Annotated in this window: 18 protein-coding genes; 12 read left to right on the forward strand and 6 right to left on the reverse strand. The window is 54.3% G+C overall.

The window, feature by feature from the left end:
• The first annotated feature begins 115 nt into the window (after window positions 1-115).
• A complete protein-coding gene (locus ECL_RS01330; RefSeq protein WP_013095027.1) occupies window positions 116-1,747 on the forward strand; it encodes a Na/Pi cotransporter family protein in 1,632 nt (543 codons plus the stop codon).
• Here ECL_RS01330 and ECL_RS01335 read toward each other — a convergent pair.
• Window positions 1,744-2,031 carry an addiction module antidote protein gene (locus ECL_RS01335; RefSeq protein ID WP_013095028.1) on the reverse strand — a complete coding sequence of 96 codons (288 nt, stop codon included), beginning with the start codon at window positions 2,029-2,031 and terminating at the stop codon, window positions 1,744-1,746. The genes ECL_RS01330 and ECL_RS01335 overlap by 4 nt on opposite strands.
• Window positions 2,032-2,037: 6 nt before the next feature.
• The gene (locus ECL_RS01340; protein ID WP_029882644.1) at window positions 2,038-2,340 is read right to left on the reverse strand and encodes a type II toxin-antitoxin system RelE/ParE family toxin; all 303 of its coding nucleotides are present in this window, start codon (window positions 2,338-2,340) and stop codon (window positions 2,038-2,040) included.
• Window positions 2,341-2,537: 197 nt separating this feature from the next.
• On the opposite strand from ECL_RS01340, the gene rluF reads away from it, so the two are divergent.
• A complete protein-coding gene (gene rluF / locus ECL_RS01345) occupies window positions 2,538-3,407 on the forward strand; it encodes a 23S rRNA pseudouridine(2604) synthase RluF (RefSeq protein WP_013095030.1) in 870 nt (289 codons plus the stop codon).
• A gap of 67 nt (window positions 3,408-3,474) precedes the next feature.
• On the opposite strand, the gene panS is transcribed toward rluF, so the two are convergent.
• Window positions 3,475-4,419, reverse strand: coding sequence for a ketopantoate/pantoate/pantothenate transporter PanS (gene panS, locus ECL_RS01350; RefSeq protein ID WP_013095031.1), 945 nt, complete (start codon window positions 4,417-4,419; stop codon window positions 3,475-3,477).
• 92 nt (window positions 4,420-4,511) lie between these two features.
• Window positions 4,512-5,861: a lysine-sensitive aspartokinase 3 gene (gene lysC, locus ECL_RS01355; protein WP_013095032.1), complete on the reverse strand. Its 1,350-nt coding sequence runs from the start codon at window positions 5,859-5,861 to the stop codon at window positions 4,512-4,514.
• A 375-nt stretch (window positions 5,862-6,236) separates the two neighbouring features.
• On the opposite strand from lysC, the gene pgi reads away from it, so the two are divergent.
• From pgi to ECL_RS01380, 5 genes are all read left to right on the forward strand, one after another.
• Window positions 6,237-7,886, forward strand: coding sequence for a glucose-6-phosphate isomerase (pgi, locus tag ECL_RS01360; RefSeq protein ID WP_013095033.1), 1,650 nt, complete (start codon window positions 6,237-6,239; stop codon window positions 7,884-7,886).
• A gap of 367 nt (window positions 7,887-8,253) precedes the next feature.
• Window positions 8,254-8,496, forward strand: a complete 243-nt coding sequence (gene yjbE / locus ECL_RS01365) for an exopolysaccharide production protein YjbE (RefSeq protein ID WP_013095034.1) — start codon at window positions 8,254-8,256, stop codon at window positions 8,494-8,496.
• A 63-nt stretch (window positions 8,497-8,559) separates the two neighbouring features.
• The gene (locus ECL_RS01370; RefSeq protein ID WP_013095035.1) at window positions 8,560-9,198 is read left to right on the forward strand and encodes a YjbF family lipoprotein; all 639 of its coding nucleotides are present in this window, start codon (window positions 8,560-8,562) and stop codon (window positions 9,196-9,198) included.
• Window positions 9,195-9,932, forward strand: a complete 738-nt coding sequence (locus ECL_RS01375) for a capsule biosynthesis GfcC family protein (RefSeq protein ID WP_013095036.1) — start codon at window positions 9,195-9,197, stop codon at window positions 9,930-9,932. Before ECL_RS01370 ends, ECL_RS01375 begins: the two co-directional genes overlap by 4 nt.
• Window positions 9,932-12,028, forward strand: coding sequence for a YjbH domain-containing protein (locus tag ECL_RS01380; RefSeq protein ID WP_013095037.1), 2,097 nt, complete (start codon window positions 9,932-9,934; stop codon window positions 12,026-12,028). The genes ECL_RS01375 and ECL_RS01380 overlap by 1 nt, the downstream gene beginning before the upstream one ends.
• Before the next feature lie 55 nt (window positions 12,029-12,083).
• Here the strand turns inward: ECL_RS01380 and ECL_RS01385 are convergent, their stop codons facing one another.
• The gene (locus ECL_RS01385) at window positions 12,084-12,536 is read right to left on the reverse strand and encodes an acyltransferase (protein ID WP_013095038.1); all 453 of its coding nucleotides are present in this window, start codon (window positions 12,534-12,536) and stop codon (window positions 12,084-12,086) included.
• Window positions 12,537-12,632: 96 nt separating this feature from the next.
• Between ECL_RS01385 and psiE the strand changes: the two genes are divergently transcribed.
• From psiE to ECL_RS01410, 5 genes are all read left to right on the forward strand, one after another.
• A complete protein-coding gene (psiE, locus tag ECL_RS01390) occupies window positions 12,633-13,043 on the forward strand; it encodes a phosphate-starvation-inducible protein PsiE (protein WP_000202963.1) in 411 nt (136 codons plus the stop codon).
• Between the two features lie 146 nt (window positions 13,044-13,189).
• Entirely contained in the window at window positions 13,190-14,884 is a 1,695-nt protein-coding gene (locus tag ECL_RS01395) for a PTS transporter subunit EIIC (RefSeq protein ID WP_013095039.1), read from the forward strand.
• A complete protein-coding gene (locus tag ECL_RS01400; RefSeq protein WP_013095040.1) occupies window positions 14,881-15,924 on the forward strand; it encodes an oxidoreductase in 1,044 nt (347 codons plus the stop codon). The genes ECL_RS01395 and ECL_RS01400 overlap by 4 nt, the downstream gene beginning before the upstream one ends.
• Before the next feature lie 2 nt (window positions 15,925-15,926).
• On the forward strand, window positions 15,927-16,787 hold the full coding sequence (locus ECL_RS01405) for a DUF7916 family protein (protein WP_013095041.1): 861 nt from the start codon (window positions 15,927-15,929) through the stop codon (window positions 16,785-16,787).
• A 40-nt stretch (window positions 16,788-16,827) separates the two neighbouring features.
• Window positions 16,828-17,532, forward strand: coding sequence for a GntR family transcriptional regulator (locus tag ECL_RS01410; RefSeq protein WP_013095042.1), 705 nt, complete (start codon window positions 16,828-16,830; stop codon window positions 17,530-17,532).
• A gap of 103 nt (window positions 17,533-17,635) precedes the next feature.
• Here ECL_RS01410 and malG read toward each other — a convergent pair whose 3' ends face one another.
• The gene (gene malG / locus ECL_RS01415; protein ID WP_013095043.1) at window positions 17,636-18,526 is read right to left on the reverse strand and encodes a maltose ABC transporter permease MalG; all 891 of its coding nucleotides are present in this window, start codon (window positions 18,524-18,526) and stop codon (window positions 17,636-17,638) included.
• Window positions 18,527-18,539 lie beyond the last annotated feature (13 nt).

The following is an 18,539-nucleotide window of genomic DNA, read 5'->3' on the forward strand; positions in this document are numbered from 1 at the left end:
CGTCACTTTTCCTTACAACTAACAGGGCGCTCATTGAGCGCCCTGTCTCTTTCTTACGTTTAAACCCTTATACTGACCTAAGGAAAATGAATAACGATAAGGAGGATAACCTTCCGTGCTGACCCTGTTACATCTGCTCTCGGCAGTCGCACTGCTGGTCTGGGGCACCCATATTGTCCGTACCGGCGTGATGCGCGTGTTTGGCGCACGTTTACGTACCGTTCTCAGCAGCAGCGTGGAGAAGAAACCGCTCGCCTTCTGCGCGGGTATTGGCGTAACGGCGCTGGTTCAGAGCAGTAATGCGACCACATTGCTCGTGACATCGTTTGTCGCTCAGGATCTGGTGGCGCTGGCCCCTGCACTGGTTATTGTGCTGGGCGCTGACGTGGGTACCGCGCTGATGGCACGTATCCTGACTTTCGATCTCTCCTGGCTGTCGCCGCTGCTGATATTTATCGGGGTCATCTTTTTCCTTGGGCGTAAGCAGACGCGCGCTGGCCAGCTTGGACGCGTGGGGATTGGCCTCGGGCTGATTCTGCTGGCGCTGGAGCTGATTGTGCAGGCGGTAACGCCCATTACCGAAGCCAACGGTGTGCAGGTTATCTTCGCCTCGTTAACCGGCGATATTATGCTGGATGCGCTCATCGGCGCGGTGTTTGCCATCGTCAGTTATTCCAGCCTGGCGGCGGTGCTGCTGACGGCCACGCTCACCGCCGCAGGGGCGATCTCCTTCCCGGTCGCACTGTGTCTGGTGATCGGGGCTAACCTCGGCTCGGGCCTGCTGGCGATGCTCAATAACAGCGCTGCCAATGCTGCCGCCCGCCGCGTGGCGCTCGGCAGTCTGCTGTTTAAGCTGGTGGGCAGCCTGATTATTCTGCCGTTTGTGCACCCACTGGCGAACCTGATGGACAACCTCTCTCTGCCGAAGGCAGAGCTGGTGATCTACTTCCACGTCTTCTACAACCTGGTGCGTTGCCTGGCGATGGTGCCGTTTGCTGAACCAATGGCGCGCTTCTGTGAACGGCTTATACGCGATGAACCGGAGCTGGATGCGCGCCTGAAACCGAAGCATCTGGACACTTCCGCGCTGGATACTCCTGCGCTGGCGCTGGCCAATGCCGCCCGCGAGACGCTGCGCATGGGTGATGCGATGGAAACCATGCTCGAAGGCCTGCAAAAGGTGATGCACGGCGAGCCGCGGGAAGAGAAAGAGTTGCGCCGGCTGGCGGATGATATCAACGTGCTTTATACCGCTATCAAGCTCTATCTGGCGCGCATCCCGCAGGATGAACTGGCGGAAGAGGAGTCCCGCCGCTGGGCGGAAATCATAGAGATGTCGCTTAACCTTGAGCAGGCTTCGGATATTGTGGAGCGGATGGGCAGTGAAATTGCTGACAAATCTCTGGCCGCCCGCCGTGCGTTCTCCGTCGAAGGGCTGAAGGAGCTGGAAGCCCTGCACGAACAACTTCTTAGCAACCTGAAGCTGGCGATGCTGGTCTTCTTCTCAAGCGATGTGCCGAGCGCACGCCGTCTGCGCCGCAACAAGCATCGCTTCCGTATCCTCAACCGCCGCTACTCGCACGCCCACGTTGAACGTCTGCACCAGCAGAACGTGCAGAGTATCGAAACCAGCTCCCTGCACCTGGGGCTACTGGGGGATATGAAACGCCTTAACTCATTGTTCTGTGCGGTGGCGTACAGCGTGATGGAACAGCCGGATGAAGATGACGAGCGGGATGAGTATTAATCCCCGGCGGGTTTGATTGTGAGCCCAAGACCCAATGCTTTCATGACCGCCAGCGTGGTTTTGAGCGTTGGGTTCCCCTTATCACTAAATGATCGGTACAGTTGTTCCCGTGACAGGCCAGTTTGCTGTGAAATGGTCGACATCCCTTTCGCTCGCGCGATGACGCCCAAAGCTTTAGCAATATACGCTGAGTCACCGGTTTCTAATGCATCAGCCATAAACACGGCTATTTCCTCATCATCCACCAACGCGATGGCTGGATCGTAGGGTGTTAATTTATGCATGCTCATTCACTCCTGCCATTGGGATACATTGCTCAGCATTTTTGCCATAAGTATGTCTCTGGCCTGGCTGCTTTTGTCACCACCACACAACAGCACGATGATGCAATTGCCCTGGTCTTTAAAATAGATTCTGTAGCCCGGACCAAAGTGGATCCTCAGCTCGCATATACCTTCCCCCACGGGTTTTATGTCGCCCGCTAAGCCATTTGCCAACCGAAAGAGGCGGGACGCGATAATGGTCCTTGCTCGCCGATCTTTTAAATTTTGCTCCCAGCGTCGGAAGGATTCTGTCTGAACGATCTCCTTCATATTACTCCCTGTGATTTATAAACTACAAATAAATGTATGTGGGGAGTAAAGCTAAAAGGAGTTAGCTCAAGGATAAATGGCCTGACGCTAAATCCTGAAAGTGTCTCGCAAACTAAAAAACCCGTCTCAGTTACCGTCGGCTAATCTTTTTTTCCTGCCCAGACCTAAGGTATATTTCGCCCTTCACAGGAGAAACTATGCTGCCAACTCAATCAATCCGATTAAACAAATACATTAGCGAGAGCGGGATCTGCTCACGTCGCGAGGCGGACCGTTACATCGAACAAGGTAATGTGTTCCTCAACGGCAAACGCGCCACTATTGGTGACCAGGTGATGCCTGGCGACGTGGTCAAAGTGAATGGTCAGCTCATCGAACCGCGTGATGCAGAAGACCTGGTGTTTATCGCGTTGAATAAACCGGTTGGGATTGTCAGCACCACAGAAGATGGCGAGCGGGACAACATCGTTGATTTCGTTAACCACAGCAGCCGTATCTTCCCGATTGGCCGTCTGGATAAAGACTCGCAGGGGCTGATTTTCCTCACTAACCACGGCGATCTGGTGAATAAGATTCTGCGTGCCGGGAATGACCACGAGAAAGAGTATATCGTGACGGTGAATAAGCCGGTCACGGACGAATTTATTCGCGGCATGGGCGCCGGTGTACCCATCCTCGGTACCGTCACGAAAAAGTGTAAGGTGAAGAAAGAAGCGCCGTTCGCGTTCCGCATTACCCTGGTGCAGGGCCTGAATCGTCAGATCCGCCGTATGTGCGAATACTTCGGTTATGAAGTGACGAAGCTGGAACGCACGCGCATCATGAACGTCAGCCTGTCCGGTATCCCGCTGGGCGAGTGGCGTGATTTAACCGATGATGAACTGATCGAGCTGTTTAAGCTTATCGAGAACTCCTCGTCTGAAGCAAAGCCGAAGGCCAAAGCCAAACCGAAAACTCAGGCGATTAAACGCCCGGTCGTGAAAGCACCGCAGTCGGAAGAGAAAGGGCGAGGCAAGCCCGCAGGTAAACGCTTTACGCAACCGGGACGTAAAAAGAAGGGGCGTTAAGCCCCTTTTTTCCCCGGCTTGCGCCTGCGGAGAGTGTAGGTCGGGTTAGCGTAGCGCCACCCGACTGTTAAAGACGATATTCATCTGTTTTCTGTGGTTTTTCTTCTATCGGTTTGCCGGACCAGTATCCCGCCAGCAGCGAACCGGACAGGTTATGCCAGACCGAGAAGAGCGCACCAGGCAGAGCCGCCAGCGGCGAGAAGTAAATTTTCCCGAGTGCCGCTGCCAGACCGGAGTTCTGCATCCCTACTTCAATTGCCAGCGTCCGGCAGGTGGATTCATCGAAGCCAAACAGTTTCCCGCCCCAGTATCCGCCCAGCAGGCCAATGGTGTTATGCAACACTATCGCGATAATCACGACAAAGCCCACGGATGCAATGTGCGACGCAGAACCGGCTACCACGGCGCTGATAATGGCCAGAATACAGACCATCGAAAACGCAGGCAGATAGGGCTCAACGGCTTTTACCACGCGCGGGAACAGGTGGTGAATGACAAGGCCCAACGCGATCGGGATCACCACGATTTGCAAAATGCTCAGCAGCATTCCCATCACGTCCACCTGAATATGGGCGTCAACGTACAGGCGTGTTAGCAGCGGCGTGGCAATCACGCCCACCAGCGTGGATACCGAAGAGATGGTTACGGAGAGCGCCACATCGCCTTTTGCCAGATAGATCATGACATTGGAGGCGGTTCCGCTGGCCACGCTGCCCACCAGCACCATCCCGGCGGAGAGGTCGGGTGGCATCTTAAAGGCCATTGCCAGCAGCCAGGCCGCAAGGGGCATCACCAGGTAGTGCAGGAAAATCCCTGCAGCAACCGGAGCCGGGCGTGAGAGCACGCGTTTAAAGTCGTCGATTTTTAGATGCACACCCATGCCGAACATAATCAGCATCAGCAACGTAGTCACCCACGGACCAATGCCCGTGAACGTAGTGGGGGTGTAATACGCGAGTATGGAGAGCAGCAGCGCCCATAACGGGAACAGCCGGGTGATGGCGGATAACATAGATATTCCTTGCAGTATTGTCGTGTTGTTTAGTTATAAAAAAGCCGGGTCTGTGCCCGGCTTATAGATATTGTTTATCGTGCTAACGAATTTTATTCAAACAAATTCTGATGAAGTTTCTGCACCACCTGTTCTGCCTGCTCAGCAGGCACCAGGAAGCAGAGGTTGTAGCTGGAGGCACCGTAGCAAATCATGCGGATATTGAACGGGTCGAGCACACCGAAGACCTCTTTGCCCACGCCACAGGCGCGCGACAGCTTATTACCGATGATGGCCACCAGCGCCAGGTTTTCTTCTACTTCCACGCGGCACAGTTCTGACAGCTCAATCAGCAGCGACTGGGTCAGCAGGGTGTCACCCGTTGAGGTTGAACCTGTGGTGTCCAGCGTCAGTGCGATACTCACTTCGGAGGTGGTGATCAGATCCACGGAGATGTTATGACGCGCCAGGATGCCAAACACTTCCGCCAGGAAGCCGCGCGAGTGCAGCATATTATGGCTGTGCAGCGTAACCAGCGTTTGCTTACGGCGCAGGGCCAGCGCGCGGAACAGCGGTGGATTTTCGGTTTTCTTGCACACCAGCGTACCGCCCGCTTTCGGATCTTTACTTGAACCGACGAAGACCGGGATATCACTACGCACGGCAGGCAGCAGCGTTGCCGGGTGCAGCACTTTCGCACCGAAGGTCGCCATTTCCGCCGCTTCTTCAAACGCAATCACATCAATACGTTTTGCCGCAGAGACGACGCGTGGATCGGTGGTGTAAATCCCCGGGACGTCAGTCCAGATATCCACACGGGTCGCATGCAGCGCTTCACCCAACAGTGCCGCGGTGTAATCACTGCCGCCACGGCCAAGCGTGGTGGTGCGTCCTTTGGCTTCGCTGCCGATAAAGCCCTGGGTGATCACGATACCCTCATCCAGGCGTGGAACCAGTTGCTGATTGGTCAACTCGGCCAGCGCTTCCACGTCCGGCTCGGCGCGGCCAAAGCGATCGCTGGTGCGCATGATTTTACGCACGTCGAACCACTGTGCCTGAACGTTACGTTCACGCATGATTTCAACAAACAGCAGGGTGGACATGAGCTCACCGTGGCTGACCAGCTCATCGGTCAGGGCGGTGGAGGTGGCCAGAGAAGCCGCTTCTGCCAGCGTGGTGATATTTTCCAGCAGACGCTCCACTTCTTCACGGATCACGTTCGGGTTCTGCAGACGTTCAAGGATATCGAACTGAATTTTGCGCAGTGCGTCCAGCTTAACGAAGCGCTCGGTGGCCTCCAGCCCTTCAGACAGAGAAACCAGCAGGTTCGTCACGCCAGCAGAGGCAGAAAGCACTACCAGGCGGGTATTCGGATCGGCCAGCACCACATCGGCGCTGCGGTTCATGGCATCGTAATCTGCCACACTGGTGCCGCCAAACTTGGCGACCACAAAACTCGTCATAACAACCTCGTGTCAGGGAATGAATAAAGCGACCATGGCACAAGAATGAAACGAAAACAGGTGCAGGCGCAAAATACGGCCCTATAAATAAAATGTGGGGGAGGTCCTGTCAATGCCGGGATTATGCGGATTTTTCATGGGGGGGTACCCCTGAGAAACAGGACTTATAACAGGGCCATATTTTATGCTCCGTTTTCCCCGGTTTTGACCGACATTTCGCCGCCACGGGTGGGCGCGTCAGCAGCTATACTTTTCGGGTCTTTTCACCTGCGTTTGATGCAGGCCAGGGCAATGGCATAAAAACCATCACAATTTTTATTTGCAGGCGCTACAATCGACCGCAGTCACAATCCTCAAATCAGAAGAGTATTGCTAATGAAAAACATCAACCCAACGCAGACCGCTGCCTGGCAGGCACTACAAAAACATTTTGATGAAATGAAAGACGTCACCATCGCGGAGCTGTTCGCGAAAGATGCCGATCGTTTCAACAAATTCTCCGCGACCTTCGATGATCTGATGCTGGTGGATTTCTCCAAAAACCGCATCACCGAAGAGACGCTGGCGAAACTGCAGGATCTGGCGAAAGAGACGGAACTGGCAGACGCCATCAAATCCATGTTCTCCGGTGAGAAGATCAACCGTACCGAAGACCGTGCCGTGCTGCATGTGGCTCTGCGTAACCGTAGCAATACGCCAATCATCGTTGACGGCAAAGATGTGATGCCGGAAGTGAACGCGGTGCTGGAAAAGATGAAAGCCTTCTCTGAAGCAATCATCTCCGGAAGCTGGAAAGGCTACACCGGCAAAGCCATCACCGACGTGGTGAACATCGGTATCGGCGGTTCTGACCTCGGCCCGTTCATGGTGACCGAAGCGCTGCGCCCATACAAAAATCATCTCAATATGCACTTTGTCTCCAACGTCGATGGTACCCACATCGCCGAAGTGCTGAAGAACGTGAACCCGGAAACTACACTGTTCCTGGTGGCCTCTAAAACCTTCACCACCCAGGAAACCATGACCAACGCCCACAGCGCGCGCGACTGGTTCCTGAAAATCGCAGGTGACAACAAGCACGTGGCGAAACACTTCGCAGCGCTGTCCACCAACGGTAAAGCGGTTGGCGAGTTCGGTATCGACACCGCGAACATGTTCGAGTTCTGGGACTGGGTTGGTGGCCGCTACTCTCTGTGGTCTGCGATCGGCCTGTCTATCATTCTCTCCGTGGGCTTCGACAACTTTGTTGAGCTGCTCTCCGGCGCGCACGCGATGGACAAACACTTCTCCACCACCGCACCTGAGAAAAACCTGCCGGTGCTGCTGGCGCTGATCGGTATCTGGTACAACAACTTCTTCGGCGCAGAGACCGAAGCGATCCTGCCGTACGACCAGTACATGCACCGCTTCGCGGCTTACTTCCAGCAGGGCAATATGGAATCCAACGGTAAATACGTTGACCGTAACGGCAACGCGGTGGATTACCAGACTGGCCCAATCATCTGGGGTGAGCCAGGCACCAACGGTCAGCACGCGTTCTACCAGCTGATTCACCAGGGGACCAAAATGGTACCGTGCGATTTCATCGCCCCGGCTATCACCCACAATCCACTGTCTGATCACCATCCTAAACTGCTGTCTAACTTCTTTGCTCAGACCGAAGCGCTGGCGTTTGGTAAATCCCGCGAGGTGGTAGAGCAGGAATACCGTGACCAGGGTAAAGATCCGGCCACCCTGGAACACGTTGTGCCGTTCAAAGTGTTCGAAGGCAACCGTCCAACCAACTCCATCCTGCTGCGTGAAATCACGCCGTTCAGCCTGGGTGCGCTGATTGCTCTGTATGAGCATAAGATCTTCACGCAGGGCGCAATCCTGAACATCTTCACCTTCGATCAGTGGGGCGTTGAGCTGGGTAAACAGCTGGCGAACCGTATTCTGCCTGAACTGGGCGATGACAAAGCGATCAGCAGCCACGACAGCTCGACAAATGGTTTGATTAACCGTTATAAAGCATGGCGCGCGTAATTAAATCGTCATAAAAACGTGCCGGCGATATGCCGGCATTTTTTTATCAGATAATTCCTGATGTCTGTTATTTAACTCAAATTCCCGTTATGAGTTTTATCCGAAAATACCTTTTAACCCGTTAATGAGTGCGGTTTATTTTAGGATTATACGGAGAGTTACTTTCGCCTTATGTAATTATATCTATTTGATTTTAAATGGATAATTTATTAGTTAATTATTCTTATACTTCACATTTATCCAATAGTCCGAAAACCCTTCCTCTATTTATCCGTACGGCAAACCCTCTGCTTTAGTTGTGTATACTCGAATCCGCCTGAATTTCTTTTCGGGCAAATCTCCATTCATTCATTGAAGGGAAATTGTTATGAAGAAAGTACTGTATGGCATTTTTGCCATATCTGCACTTGCGGCGACATCTGTCTATGCAGCTCCGGTCCAGGTCGGGGAAGCAGCAGGGTCGGCAGCGACGTCTGCGTCTGCGGGGAGTTCTACCGCGGCCAGCACCAGCACCGTAAGTTCAGCCGTGGGTGTCGCGCTGGCGGCAACCGGTGGCGGTGATGGCTCCAATACCGGAACCACGACCACTACGACGACCAGCACCCAGTAATTCCGGGTGTTTTAATCATAACCACACTTCGGTGTGGTTATTTCGCCCCTTCGGAGAAGAGTCGTGAAGCGACCTGCAATCATCCTGATTTGCCTGCTGTTGCAGGCGTGCTCGGCCACCACCAAAGGGCTGGGCAACTCACTGTGGGACAGCATATTCGGTACGCCGGGTGTGCATTTGACCGATGATGAACTTCAGAACATGCCGTATGCCAGCCAGTACATGCAGCTCAACGATGGTCCGCAACTGTTTGTGGTGCTCGCTTTCGATGAAAACGGGCAGCAGAAATGGGTGACGCAGGATCAGGCCACCATCGTGACGCAACATAGCCGTATTGTGAAAACCCTGCTCGGTGGCGATAACCTTCTTGAGGTCAACAACCTTGCGGCCGATCCGCTCAGCAAACCGAACCAGATCACCGACGGGGCAAGCTGGACGCGGACAATGGGCTGGACGGAACACAAGCAGGTGCGTTACGCCACCGCCCGCTCTACCTTCCGCTGGGACGGTACGGACAGCGTCAGGGTAGGCAGCGACGAAACCCGGGTTCGCGTACTGGATGAAGAGGTCACGACCGATCGGGCAACCTGGCATAACCGTTTCTGGGTGGATGATGAAGGGCAGATCCGTCAGTCCCTGCAATATTTGGGTGCCGGATTCTTCCCGGTTAAAACCACACTGATCAAGGCCGCGAAATCATGAAAACACTTATTCGCGTTGCGCTGATCGCAAGCTTTGCCACACCGCTCGCCTGGTCTGCCGGGACGGTGAAGGTCTACACGCCGGACAGCACGCAGCCCAAAACGTTAACGAACGCCGGCAACCTGATTGATCTCGTCGGCCAGCCAAGGCTGGCAAACAGCTGGTGGACAGGTGCGGTGATCGCCGAGCGGCAGGCAACGGTGGCGGCGGAACAAAAGCACAAGGCGCTGCTCGCCAGATTAACGGGATTAGCAGAGCAGGAAGACGGCGACGATGCGGCAGCCATTAACAGCCTTCGTCAGCAGCTTCTGGCGCTGAAGGTTACCGGAAGACAAAACATCAATCTCGATCCGGATGAAGTCCGCGTGACGGAAAAAGGTAATCCGGCCCTGGAGGGAGATTACACGCTCTGGCTCCCGGCGCAGCCTTCCACCATCACGGTGATGGGGCTTATCAGCAGCCCGGGTAAAAAACCGTTTACTCCCGGCCGCGACGTGGCGAGCTATCTCGACGAGCAGAGCCTGCTGAGTGGTGCGGATAACAGCTACGCCTGGGTGATTTATCCTGACGGGAACACGCAAAAGGCGCCGGTTGCCTACTGGAACAAGCGGCATGTCGAACCCATGCCAGGCAGCATCATTTTTGTCGGTTTTGCCGACCATTTCTGGACGAAGGCATATGACGGGCTGAATGCCGATATCCTTCATTCCCTGACACAGCGGATACCGGAATAATGAAAAAGACCTATCTCTATAGCATGCTGGCACTGTGTGTGAGTGCCGCCTGTCATGCAGAAACATATCCGGCACCCATTGGCCCGTCTCAGTCAGACTTCGGTGGCGTCGGTTTACTGCAAACCCCTACCGCGCGTATGGCGCGAGAAGGGGAAATTAGCCTTAACTATCGTGATAACGACCAGTACCGCTACTATTCTGCATCCGTACAGCTGTTCCCATGGCTCGAAACCACGCTGCGCTACACCGACGTACGAACGAAACAGTACAGCAGCGTGGACGCGTTTTCGGGCGATCAGACCTACAAAGATAAAGCCTTCGATCTCAAACTGCGCCTGTGGGAAGAGAGCTACTGGATGCCGCAGGTATCCGTGGGGGCCAAAGATATCGGCGGTACCGGCCTGTTCGACGCGGAGTACATTGTCGCCAGTAAGGCCTGGGGGCCATTTGACTTCTCGCTGGGGCTTGGCTGGGGCTATCTCGGCACCAGCGGCAACGTGAAAAACCCGTTCTGCACCTACAGCGACAAATTCTGCTATCGCGACAACAGCTATCAGAAAGCGGGTTCCATTAACGGTGACCAGATGTTCCACGGCCCGGCTGCCCTGTTTGGCGGCGTGGAGTATCAGACGCCGTGGCAGCCGCTGCGCCTGAAGCTGGAGTATGAAGGTAACGACTACTCGCAAGAGTTCGCCGGAAAGATTGAGCAAAAGAGCAAGTTTAACGTCGGCGCCATTTACCGCGTCACCGATTGGGCCGACGTTAACCTCAGCTACGAGCGCGGCAACACCGTGATGTTTGGCTTTACGCTGCGTACTAACTTTAACGACATGCGGCCGCACTATAACGACAACGCGCGGCCTGCGTACCAGCCGGAGCCGCAGGATGCCATTCTGCAGCACTCCGTGGTGGCCAACCAGCTGACGCTGCTGAAGTACAACGCCGGTCTGGCGGATCCGAAAATCCAGGTGAAAGGCGATACGCTGTACGTGACCGGTGAGCAGGTGAAATACCGCGACTCGCGGGAAGGGATCGAACGTGCTAACCGGATCATCATGAACGATCTGCCGGAGGGGATCCGCACGATCCGCGTAACGGAGAACCGCCTGAATCTGCCGCAAGTGACGACGGAAACGGACGTGGCCAGTCTGAAGCGCCATCTGGAGGGCGAGCCGCTGGGGCATGAAACCGAGCTGGTACAAAAACGCGTTGAGCCAATCGTGCCGGAGACGACCGAGCAGGGCTGGTATATCGATAAATCGCGCTTCGATTTCCACATCGACCCGGTGCTAAACCAGTCTGTCGGCGGGCCGGAAAACTTCTACATGTACCAGTTGGGCGTGATGGCAACGGCGGATCTGTGGGTGACCGACCACCTGCTGACCACCGGCAGCCTGTTTGGCAACATTGCCAACAACTACGACAAGTTCAACTACACTAACCCGCCGAACGACACGAAGCTGCCGCGCGTGCGTACCCGCGTGCGTGAGTACGTGCAGAACGATGCCTACGTAAACAACCTGCAGGCCAACTACTTCCAGTACTTCGGCAATGGCTTCTACGGCCAGGTCTACGGCGGTTATCTGGAAACCATGTATGGCGGTGCGGGGGCGGAAGTGCTTTATCGTCCGGTGGACAGCAACTGGGCGTTTGGTATTGATGCCAACTACGTTAAACAGCGTGACTGGCGCAGCGCGCAGGACATGATGAAGTTCACCGACTATAGCGTGAAAACCGGCCATCTGACGGCCTACTGGACGCCGTCGTTCGCCCAGGACGTGCTGGTGAAAGCCAGCGTGGGTCAGTACCTGGCGGGCGATAAGGGCGGCACGCTGGATATCTCCAAACACTTCGACAGCGGAGTGGTGGTGGGTGGTTACGCCACCATCACCAACGTCTCGCCGGACGAATACGGGGAAGGGGACTTCACCAAAGGGGTGTATGTGTCGATTCCGCTGGATCTGTTCTCATCCGGTCCAACCCGCAGCCGTGCGGCCATTGGCTGGACGCCGCTGACGCGTGACGGGGGCCAGCAGCTGGGTCGTAAGTTCCAGCTGTATGACATGACCAGTGATAAGAACATTAACTTCCGCTGATAGCCCTCATCCTTTTCTGTTGTAGGCCCGGTAAGCGCTTGCGCCACCGGGCCACTCACAAGCGGCGCAGCAGCCTCGCCGGGTTTCCCGCATAAACGCCTTTCTCGGTGATGGATTTGGTCACCACGCTCCCCGCACCAATCACCACCCCGTCGCAGATGGAGACCGCCAGGATGGTCGCCCCGCTGCCTATCGACACATCATTTCCCACAGTAATGCGTCCCCAGCTGTTCCGGTCAGTATTGGGTTTGCCGTCGCGGAACATATCGTTGGCAAACATCACCCCATGGCCAATGAAACAGCGTTCGCCCAGGGTGACGTATTCGCAAATGAAGGTGTGCGACTGAATTTTGCTCTCGTCGCCAATGCGCGTATTGCCCTGAATTTCAACAAACGGGCCGATAAACACACCGTTGCCAAGCACGCAGTCATAGAGATTGCAGGGCTCATACAGGGTGACATTTTCACCACAGGTTACGTTGCGAACCCCGGTAGGTCTGCGCTCCATTCGTTACCTCCGTACATAAAACATAATTAAAAAATATAGATCCACGTCACATTTTTGCGTTATACAGGAACCTCGCCCTGGAGAATGAGGTGCTGTATGACATCCCTGACTCGCCCGCGCGTTGAGTTCATCTCAACTATCCTCCAGACCGTGCTCAACCTCGGTCTGCTGAGCCTTGGCCTGATCCTGGTCGTCTTTTTGGGTAAAGAGACGGTGCATCTGGCGGATGTACTGTTCGCCCCCGAGCAAACCAGCAAATATGCGCTGGTGGAAGGCCTGGTGGTCTACTTTCTCTACTTTGAATTTATCGCCCTGATTGTGAAGTATTTCCAGTCAGGCTTTCACTTCCCGCTGCGCTATTTTGTCTACATTGGGATCACCGCGATAGTGCGGCTGATCATCGTCGATCATAAATCTCCCCTTGATGTGCTGATCTACTCGGCGGCGATCCTGCTGCTGGTGATCACGCTCTGGTTGTGTAATTCGAAGCGGCTGAAGCGCGAATAGGCGCTCTGACGCGGAAGAGATGCGGTCAAAATGTGATCTATATAGATTTAATTTAAAACTATATAGTTTTAAATGTGTGGCAGTTCAGGAATACGCGGTACTGAAATTAACTGCCACATACTTAATCTATTCGACAGGTGATCTGCATGGCCCACTCTTCAATACTGGAGCGGATAACTGACGTCTCGCAAAAGCTGGCATCAGAAGTCCATCTTCGAAGTCTACGGGACAGTTTTATTATTTCTGTCCCGTTCCTTGTCCTGGCTGGACTCTTCATTATGCTTAATTATGTTTTTCTCGATCCGAAAGGCATATTGAGCGGTCTGTTATCCACTGACACCCTGGTACAGCTACGCAATATTGGCGAGCGCGTTCTTAACGGAACAATGAATATTTTATCGCTGATGCTGGTGATATTAATTGCGTATCATATTGCCAGTAAGAAAAAACACCCTACGCCAGTCATACCCGCTATGGTTGCGCTGGCGGTGTTTTATGCATTAATGCCCATTGAAACCGTGCAAACCCTGGCCGATGGTCAGCAGGCTCGGCTTACCGGGATGGTCTCCTATGGCAGTACCAATGCTGGCGGTGTCTTTCTGGCAATACTGACGGCGGTGTTATCAACAAATCTTTTTTTATGGATTTCGAAAAATAAAAAATTACAGATCCGGCTAGGAGATGATGTGCCTTCCATGGTGGTGCAATCCTTCCAGTCGATGTTTTCAATTATGCTAACCGTCGCTATTTTCGCGCTGGTTGCATTTAGCGTTAATCTTTTCCTTCATACTGAAATCCCGACGCTGATTCAGCATCTCATCCAGGCGCCGCTGGTACATTTAACGACTAATTTATCCGGTTTTCTGGTGTTAACGACCCTGACAAATCTTCTCTTTTCGTTGGGGATACATCCGGGTGGGATTATTAATCCCATTCTTGAACCTCCCTTACTGGTAGCGATGCAGGAAAACATGTCCGCCTTTGCCAGCGGACAGATCCCACCCCATATTATCGTTCTGCCATTTCGCGATCTGTATGGTCATATGGGAGGAACCGGGAGCACGCTGGCCCTGCTGCTGGCAGTGTTTGTTCGAAGCCATATGTCCAGCCACCGTAACTTTTCCAGAACGGTGATTGCCCCAGGCATTTTTAATATTAACGAGCCGGTCATTTTTGGTTTCCCGGTACTCTACAACCCGTTAATGATGATCCCTTTTATCCTTTATCCGCAAATTAATTTTACGATCGCGTACTTTGCAACCGCCTGGGGGTGGGTCTCAAAAATTGTTGCCTACGTTCCCTGGTCAGTGCCTCCGCTTATTTCTGGCTGGCTCGGATCCGGCGGTGATTTTCGTAATGTCATTTTGCAGATCCTGCTATTAGCGCTTGGGGTCGTAATCTATTTACCTTTTTTAACCGCCTATGAGCGTTCGTTAATCAAACGCAGCAATGAAACGATAATTAATACTCTCGCCTCTGAGTCAGAAATAACGCTGCAGGAGGACAATGATATTCATCGGTTGGATGGGAAAACCATTATTCTGGCCTGCAATGAAGGTATGTCGACCTCTTTGATGGCCAGCAAAATGCGAAAATATTGCGAAAGCCAGAATTGTACGCTCAATGTGTATGCCGTGAATGCAGGTAAACTGGTCGATGAATATAAAAACGCCCAGCTTATTTTGCTGGGTCCGCAAATCGCGTATCTCCAGGAAACCATTCTTCAGGATATCAATCACCACTGCCCGGTGATCCCCCTTGACCCTCAGCACTTCAGCAAACTTGATGGACCGGAGGTAATTCATGCCGCCCTGCCATACTTTAAAAAGGAATCCGTATGATTAACTGCGCCTATATTGGCTTTGGTAAAAGCGCCACGCGCTATCATCTCCCTTATGTTTTATGCCGCAAGGATAAATACAACGTAAAGCGTATTTATGATATTGCGCGTAAGCCAGAGGTTGAAGCGCAGCCGCACTATCAACACATCTGTTTTACCTCCCGGCTGCAGGATATTCTGGAAGATAATACGCTTCAGCTGGTGGTTATCTGCACCCATCCTGATAGCCATTTTGAGTATGCCCGGCTATGTCTGGCACACGGCAAAAACGTGCTGGTCGAGAAACCTTTTACAACCACCCCAGAAGAAGCGAAAACGCTGTTTGCTCTGGCGAGAGAAAAGGGCTTAACCGTCTCTCCGTTTCAAAACCGACGTTTTGATAGCTGTTATTTGACCATGAAACAAGCGATTGAGAGCGGTAAACTGGGGGAAATTGTCGAGATCGAAAGCCATTTTGACTATTTTCGCCCGGCGTCGGAAACCTGTCCCGGCAGTTATTTCGACGGCGCGTTTTATGGCCTTGGCGTGCATACGCTCGATCAAATTATCGCCCTGCTGGGGCGTCCGCAGCAGGTCGGGTACCATCTTCAGCGCCAGAGAAACCCGCTCAACCCTGACGACGCCTTCACCGTTCACCTCTATTACCCGAAGACGACCGCGATCGTGAAAACCAGCCATCTGGTGAAAATACCCGCGCCGAGATTCACGGTACACGGTACGCGAGGATCGTTTATTCGCTATGGTATCGACCAGCAGGAAACCAGCCTGAAGGCGGGCATTATGCCTGGGCACCCAGGGTTTGGTGAAGATAGTGAATGCGCGGTGCTGGAGTATATCGATGACGCAGGATGTTCTGTCCGGGAGGAACTGTCGGCGGTACCCGGCGACTACGGACGCGTTTATGACGCGCTTTACGACACACTCTCCTCAGGCAAGGCCAACTATGTCAGCGAGCATGAAGCGTTAACCAATCTCGACATTTTGCAAAAGGCATTTCAACAGCCAACGCCTGCCATCGTTTCTCTCGAAGAGGAGGCGTAAAGATGAAACGGCTTCTGAATTGCCGGGCCAGCGACTTTCGTGGCCCCATTACCGGCGATAGCTTACGAGATGCCATCAGCGCCAGCGAAGGGCGCGTCATTATGGCCGAAATTGCCGTGCAGGCGCCCCCGCTGTTTGCAGAGGTGACGAATGCGGAATTGTTGTGCGCGTTTGGCGCCGACCTTCTGCTGCTCAAGGGGATCCATTTTCAGCGGCCCGCATTAAACGGCGGAGAAGAACGTTTTGGCGCCGATCCTGTCAGCCAGGTGAAATGCCTGACGGGGCGTTTAACAGGCGTTAATTTTGAAGTCCTGCCCGCAGACGATCTCTCCAGCCCCGGCGCTTTTCTGCCTGCGCATCTGGAGGCAGTGCGGCATGCGGATTTTTACTGCCTGACCGGCTATGACAAGCCCGGGGTGACGGCCGGGCGTATGTGTCAGGCGATAGCAGCGCTCAGGGCGCAAACCAATAAGCTGATTCTGGCCGCGAAATTTTATAATTCCGGGCTGGCGCAACCCCAGGAGTATGCTGGCTATATCAGTGCAGGCGCAGATGGCGCTATCTTTTCGGCACCAGGCGGATGCCGGGGGGCATCGGAAGGACGCGTCAGCCACATTGCGCAGGCAGTGCAGTCGCTGGGAGGGCTTGCCATCACCACGCTGAGCAGTAGTCAGGAAGGTGCGGATTGTGCTACGGTGCGCGACATTGGCCTGGCCAGTAAACGTTGCGGTAGCGACATGCATAATTTTGGCGACGCAGGGGTGGCAGGCATGGCCGACCCGGAAGCGCTGAATGCCTTATCCCTCGCTATCCGTGGCCGACGGCACACCTGGGTGCGTATGGCAGCATCCCTGTCTCGTTAATTTGAGTCGGCCCTGTAAGGGGCCGTTTGCGGAGAGCGTTATGCCTAAGTATATGGAGATCTACCATGAAGTGCGGCGGCGCATTGTGGTGGGCATCTATGCTCCCGACAAAAAATTGCCCGAAGGGGCAAGGCTCGCCGCTGAATTTGGATGTAGCGAGCTAACCATCACCAAAGCGCTGGATTTGCTCGTCCGCGAGGGACTGGTGTTGCGCAAGCGTGGGCTAGGCTCGTTTGTTAAGCGCCAGGTTTCTGCTGCAAGCAACTCACACCTGATAGGCACCGCGCAGCGCTGCGCCACTCAGGGGAAAACCCTTACCACTCGCGTGCAGTTATATACCGCCGTGCCTGCCTCTGCCGATATCGCGCAAAAATTGCAAATCCCTGAGGGTGAACTGGTGCATGAAATCCACAGGGTACGCGTCATAGCGGAGATCCCTTCCATCGTGGAGTACACCTGGATGCCTGTCGCGCTCTTTCCTCGTCTGGCTCTGAGCCATGTTCAGCATTCCATTTACGCGTACATTACCCATGAACTGGGGTGTACCGTCCATAGCGCACATATGAAAGTCACCGGGCGAAACGCCAGCGAGCAGGAAAGGGTGTGGCTGGAGCTGACCGAACCCACCACGCTTATTCAGGTGGAGCAGACGGCATTTCTCGATAACGGCAAGCTGTTTGAATACTCCTGCGCCCGCCATCTCTGGCATACCTTTAACTTTGAGACTGACTTTGTGCGTGTCTGACCCATAAAAAAATGGCGCTCCGAAGAGCGCCTAACAACAGTCACAAGTTGGGTTAATACAATACGTCTAAAGTTGAGGGTTGCAGTGGCATAACAGATGAAACTTAACCTTTCACACCGCCCGCCGTCAGGCCGTTGACCAGCCAGCGCTGCGCCAGCAGGAACACCACGGTAATCGGGATGGCAGAGAGTACGGCCGCCGCGGCAAAGTCGCCCCACAGGTAGTTTTGCGGGTTGAGGTATTGCTGCATACCCACGGCCAGGGTGTAACTATTCACATCACGCAGTAACAGAGACGCGACCGGCACTTCGGTGATGGCGGCGATAAACGACAGGATAAACACCACCGCCAGGATAGGCACCGACAGTGGCAGCAGAACCAGACGGAACGCCTGCCATGGTGTCGCGCCATCCAGCGCCGCCGCTTCTTCCAGCGAGCCGTCGATGGTTTCGAAATAGCCTTTGATGGTCCACACATGCAGGGCGATACCGCCAAGATAGGCGAAGATCACGCCGCCGTGGGTGTTCAGGCCGATAAACGGCACATACTGCCCCAGGCGGTCAAACAAGGCATACAACGCGACCAGAGACAGTACCGCCGGGAACATCTGGAAAATCAGCATCCCTTTCAGCAGTGAGGCCTTGCCCGGGAACTTCATACGGGCGAAGGCGTACGCACAGGTGGTGGAGAGCGTCACAATGCCGATCGCGGTGATGGTCGCCACTTTCACCGAGTTCCACAGCCACAGCAGTACCGGGAACGGCGGCGGGGTAACGCGGCCATCGGCATGCTCCACGCTGAAGCCCAGCGCAAGCTTCCAGTGCTCCCAGGAGATTTCGTCCGGGATCAGGCTGCCGGTAGCGAAGTTACCCGAACGCAGGGAGATGGCGATGACCATCAGCAGCGGGAACATGATCGCCGCAATAAAAATCAGCAGCCCTAAATGCGTCGCCAGGAGGCGCAGTTTCTGAGATTTGGGTTGTACCATAGCCATGATCGATGCCCTC

Source organism: Enterobacter cloacae subsp. cloacae ATCC 13047 (assembly GCF_000025565.1).
Lineage (GTDB): Bacteria > Pseudomonadota > Gammaproteobacteria > Enterobacterales > Enterobacteriaceae > Enterobacter > Enterobacter cloacae.

Bases quoted from the DNA above. Each gene is read 5' to 3' on its own strand.
- panS (WP_013095031.1), bottom strand. From the start codon at position 4,419: ATGTTATCCGCCATCACCCGGCTGTTCCCGTTATGGGCGCTGCTGCTC.
- ECL_RS01400 (WP_013095040.1), top strand. From the start codon at position 14,881: ATGATTAACTGCGCCTATATTGGCTTTGGTAAAAGCGCCACGCGCTAT.
- ECL_RS01375 (WP_013095036.1), top strand. From the start codon at position 9,195: ATGAAAACACTTATTCGCGTTGCGCTGATCGCAAGCTTTGCCACACCG.
- ECL_RS01395 (WP_013095039.1), top strand. From the start codon at position 13,190: ATGGCCCACTCTTCAATACTGGAGCGGATAACTGACGTCTCGCAAAAG.
- malG (WP_013095043.1), bottom strand. From the start codon at position 18,526: ATGGCTATGGTACAACCCAAATCTCAGAAACTGCGCCTCCTGGCGACG.
- ECL_RS01380 (WP_013095037.1), top strand. From the start codon at position 9,932: ATGAAAAAGACCTATCTCTATAGCATGCTGGCACTGTGTGTGAGTGCC.
- rluF (WP_013095030.1), top strand. From the start codon at position 2,538: ATGCTGCCAACTCAATCAATCCGATTAAACAAATACATTAGCGAGAGC.
- ECL_RS01335 (WP_013095028.1), bottom strand. From the start codon at position 2,031: ATGCATAAATTAACACCCTACGATCCAGCCATCGCGTTGGTGGATGAT.
- yjbE (WP_013095034.1), top strand. From the start codon at position 8,254: ATGAAGAAAGTACTGTATGGCATTTTTGCCATATCTGCACTTGCGGCG.
- psiE (WP_000202963.1), top strand. From the start codon at position 12,633: ATGACATCCCTGACTCGCCCGCGCGTTGAGTTCATCTCAACTATCCTC.
- lysC (WP_013095032.1), bottom strand. From the start codon at position 5,861: ATGACGAGTTTTGTGGTCGCCAAGTTTGGCGGCACCAGTGTGGCAGAT.
- ECL_RS01385 (WP_013095038.1), bottom strand. From the start codon at position 12,536: ATGGAGCGCAGACCTACCGGGGTTCGCAACGTAACCTGTGGTGAAAAT.
- ECL_RS01410 (WP_013095042.1), top strand. From the start codon at position 16,828: ATGCCTAAGTATATGGAGATCTACCATGAAGTGCGGCGGCGCATTGTG.
- ECL_RS01405 (WP_013095041.1), top strand. From the start codon at position 15,927: ATGAAACGGCTTCTGAATTGCCGGGCCAGCGACTTTCGTGGCCCCATT.
- pgi (WP_013095033.1), top strand. From the start codon at position 6,237: ATGAAAAACATCAACCCAACGCAGACCGCTGCCTGGCAGGCACTACAA.
- ECL_RS01340 (WP_029882644.1), bottom strand. From the start codon at position 2,340: ATGAAGGAGATCGTTCAGACAGAATCCTTCCGACGCTGGGAGCAAAAT.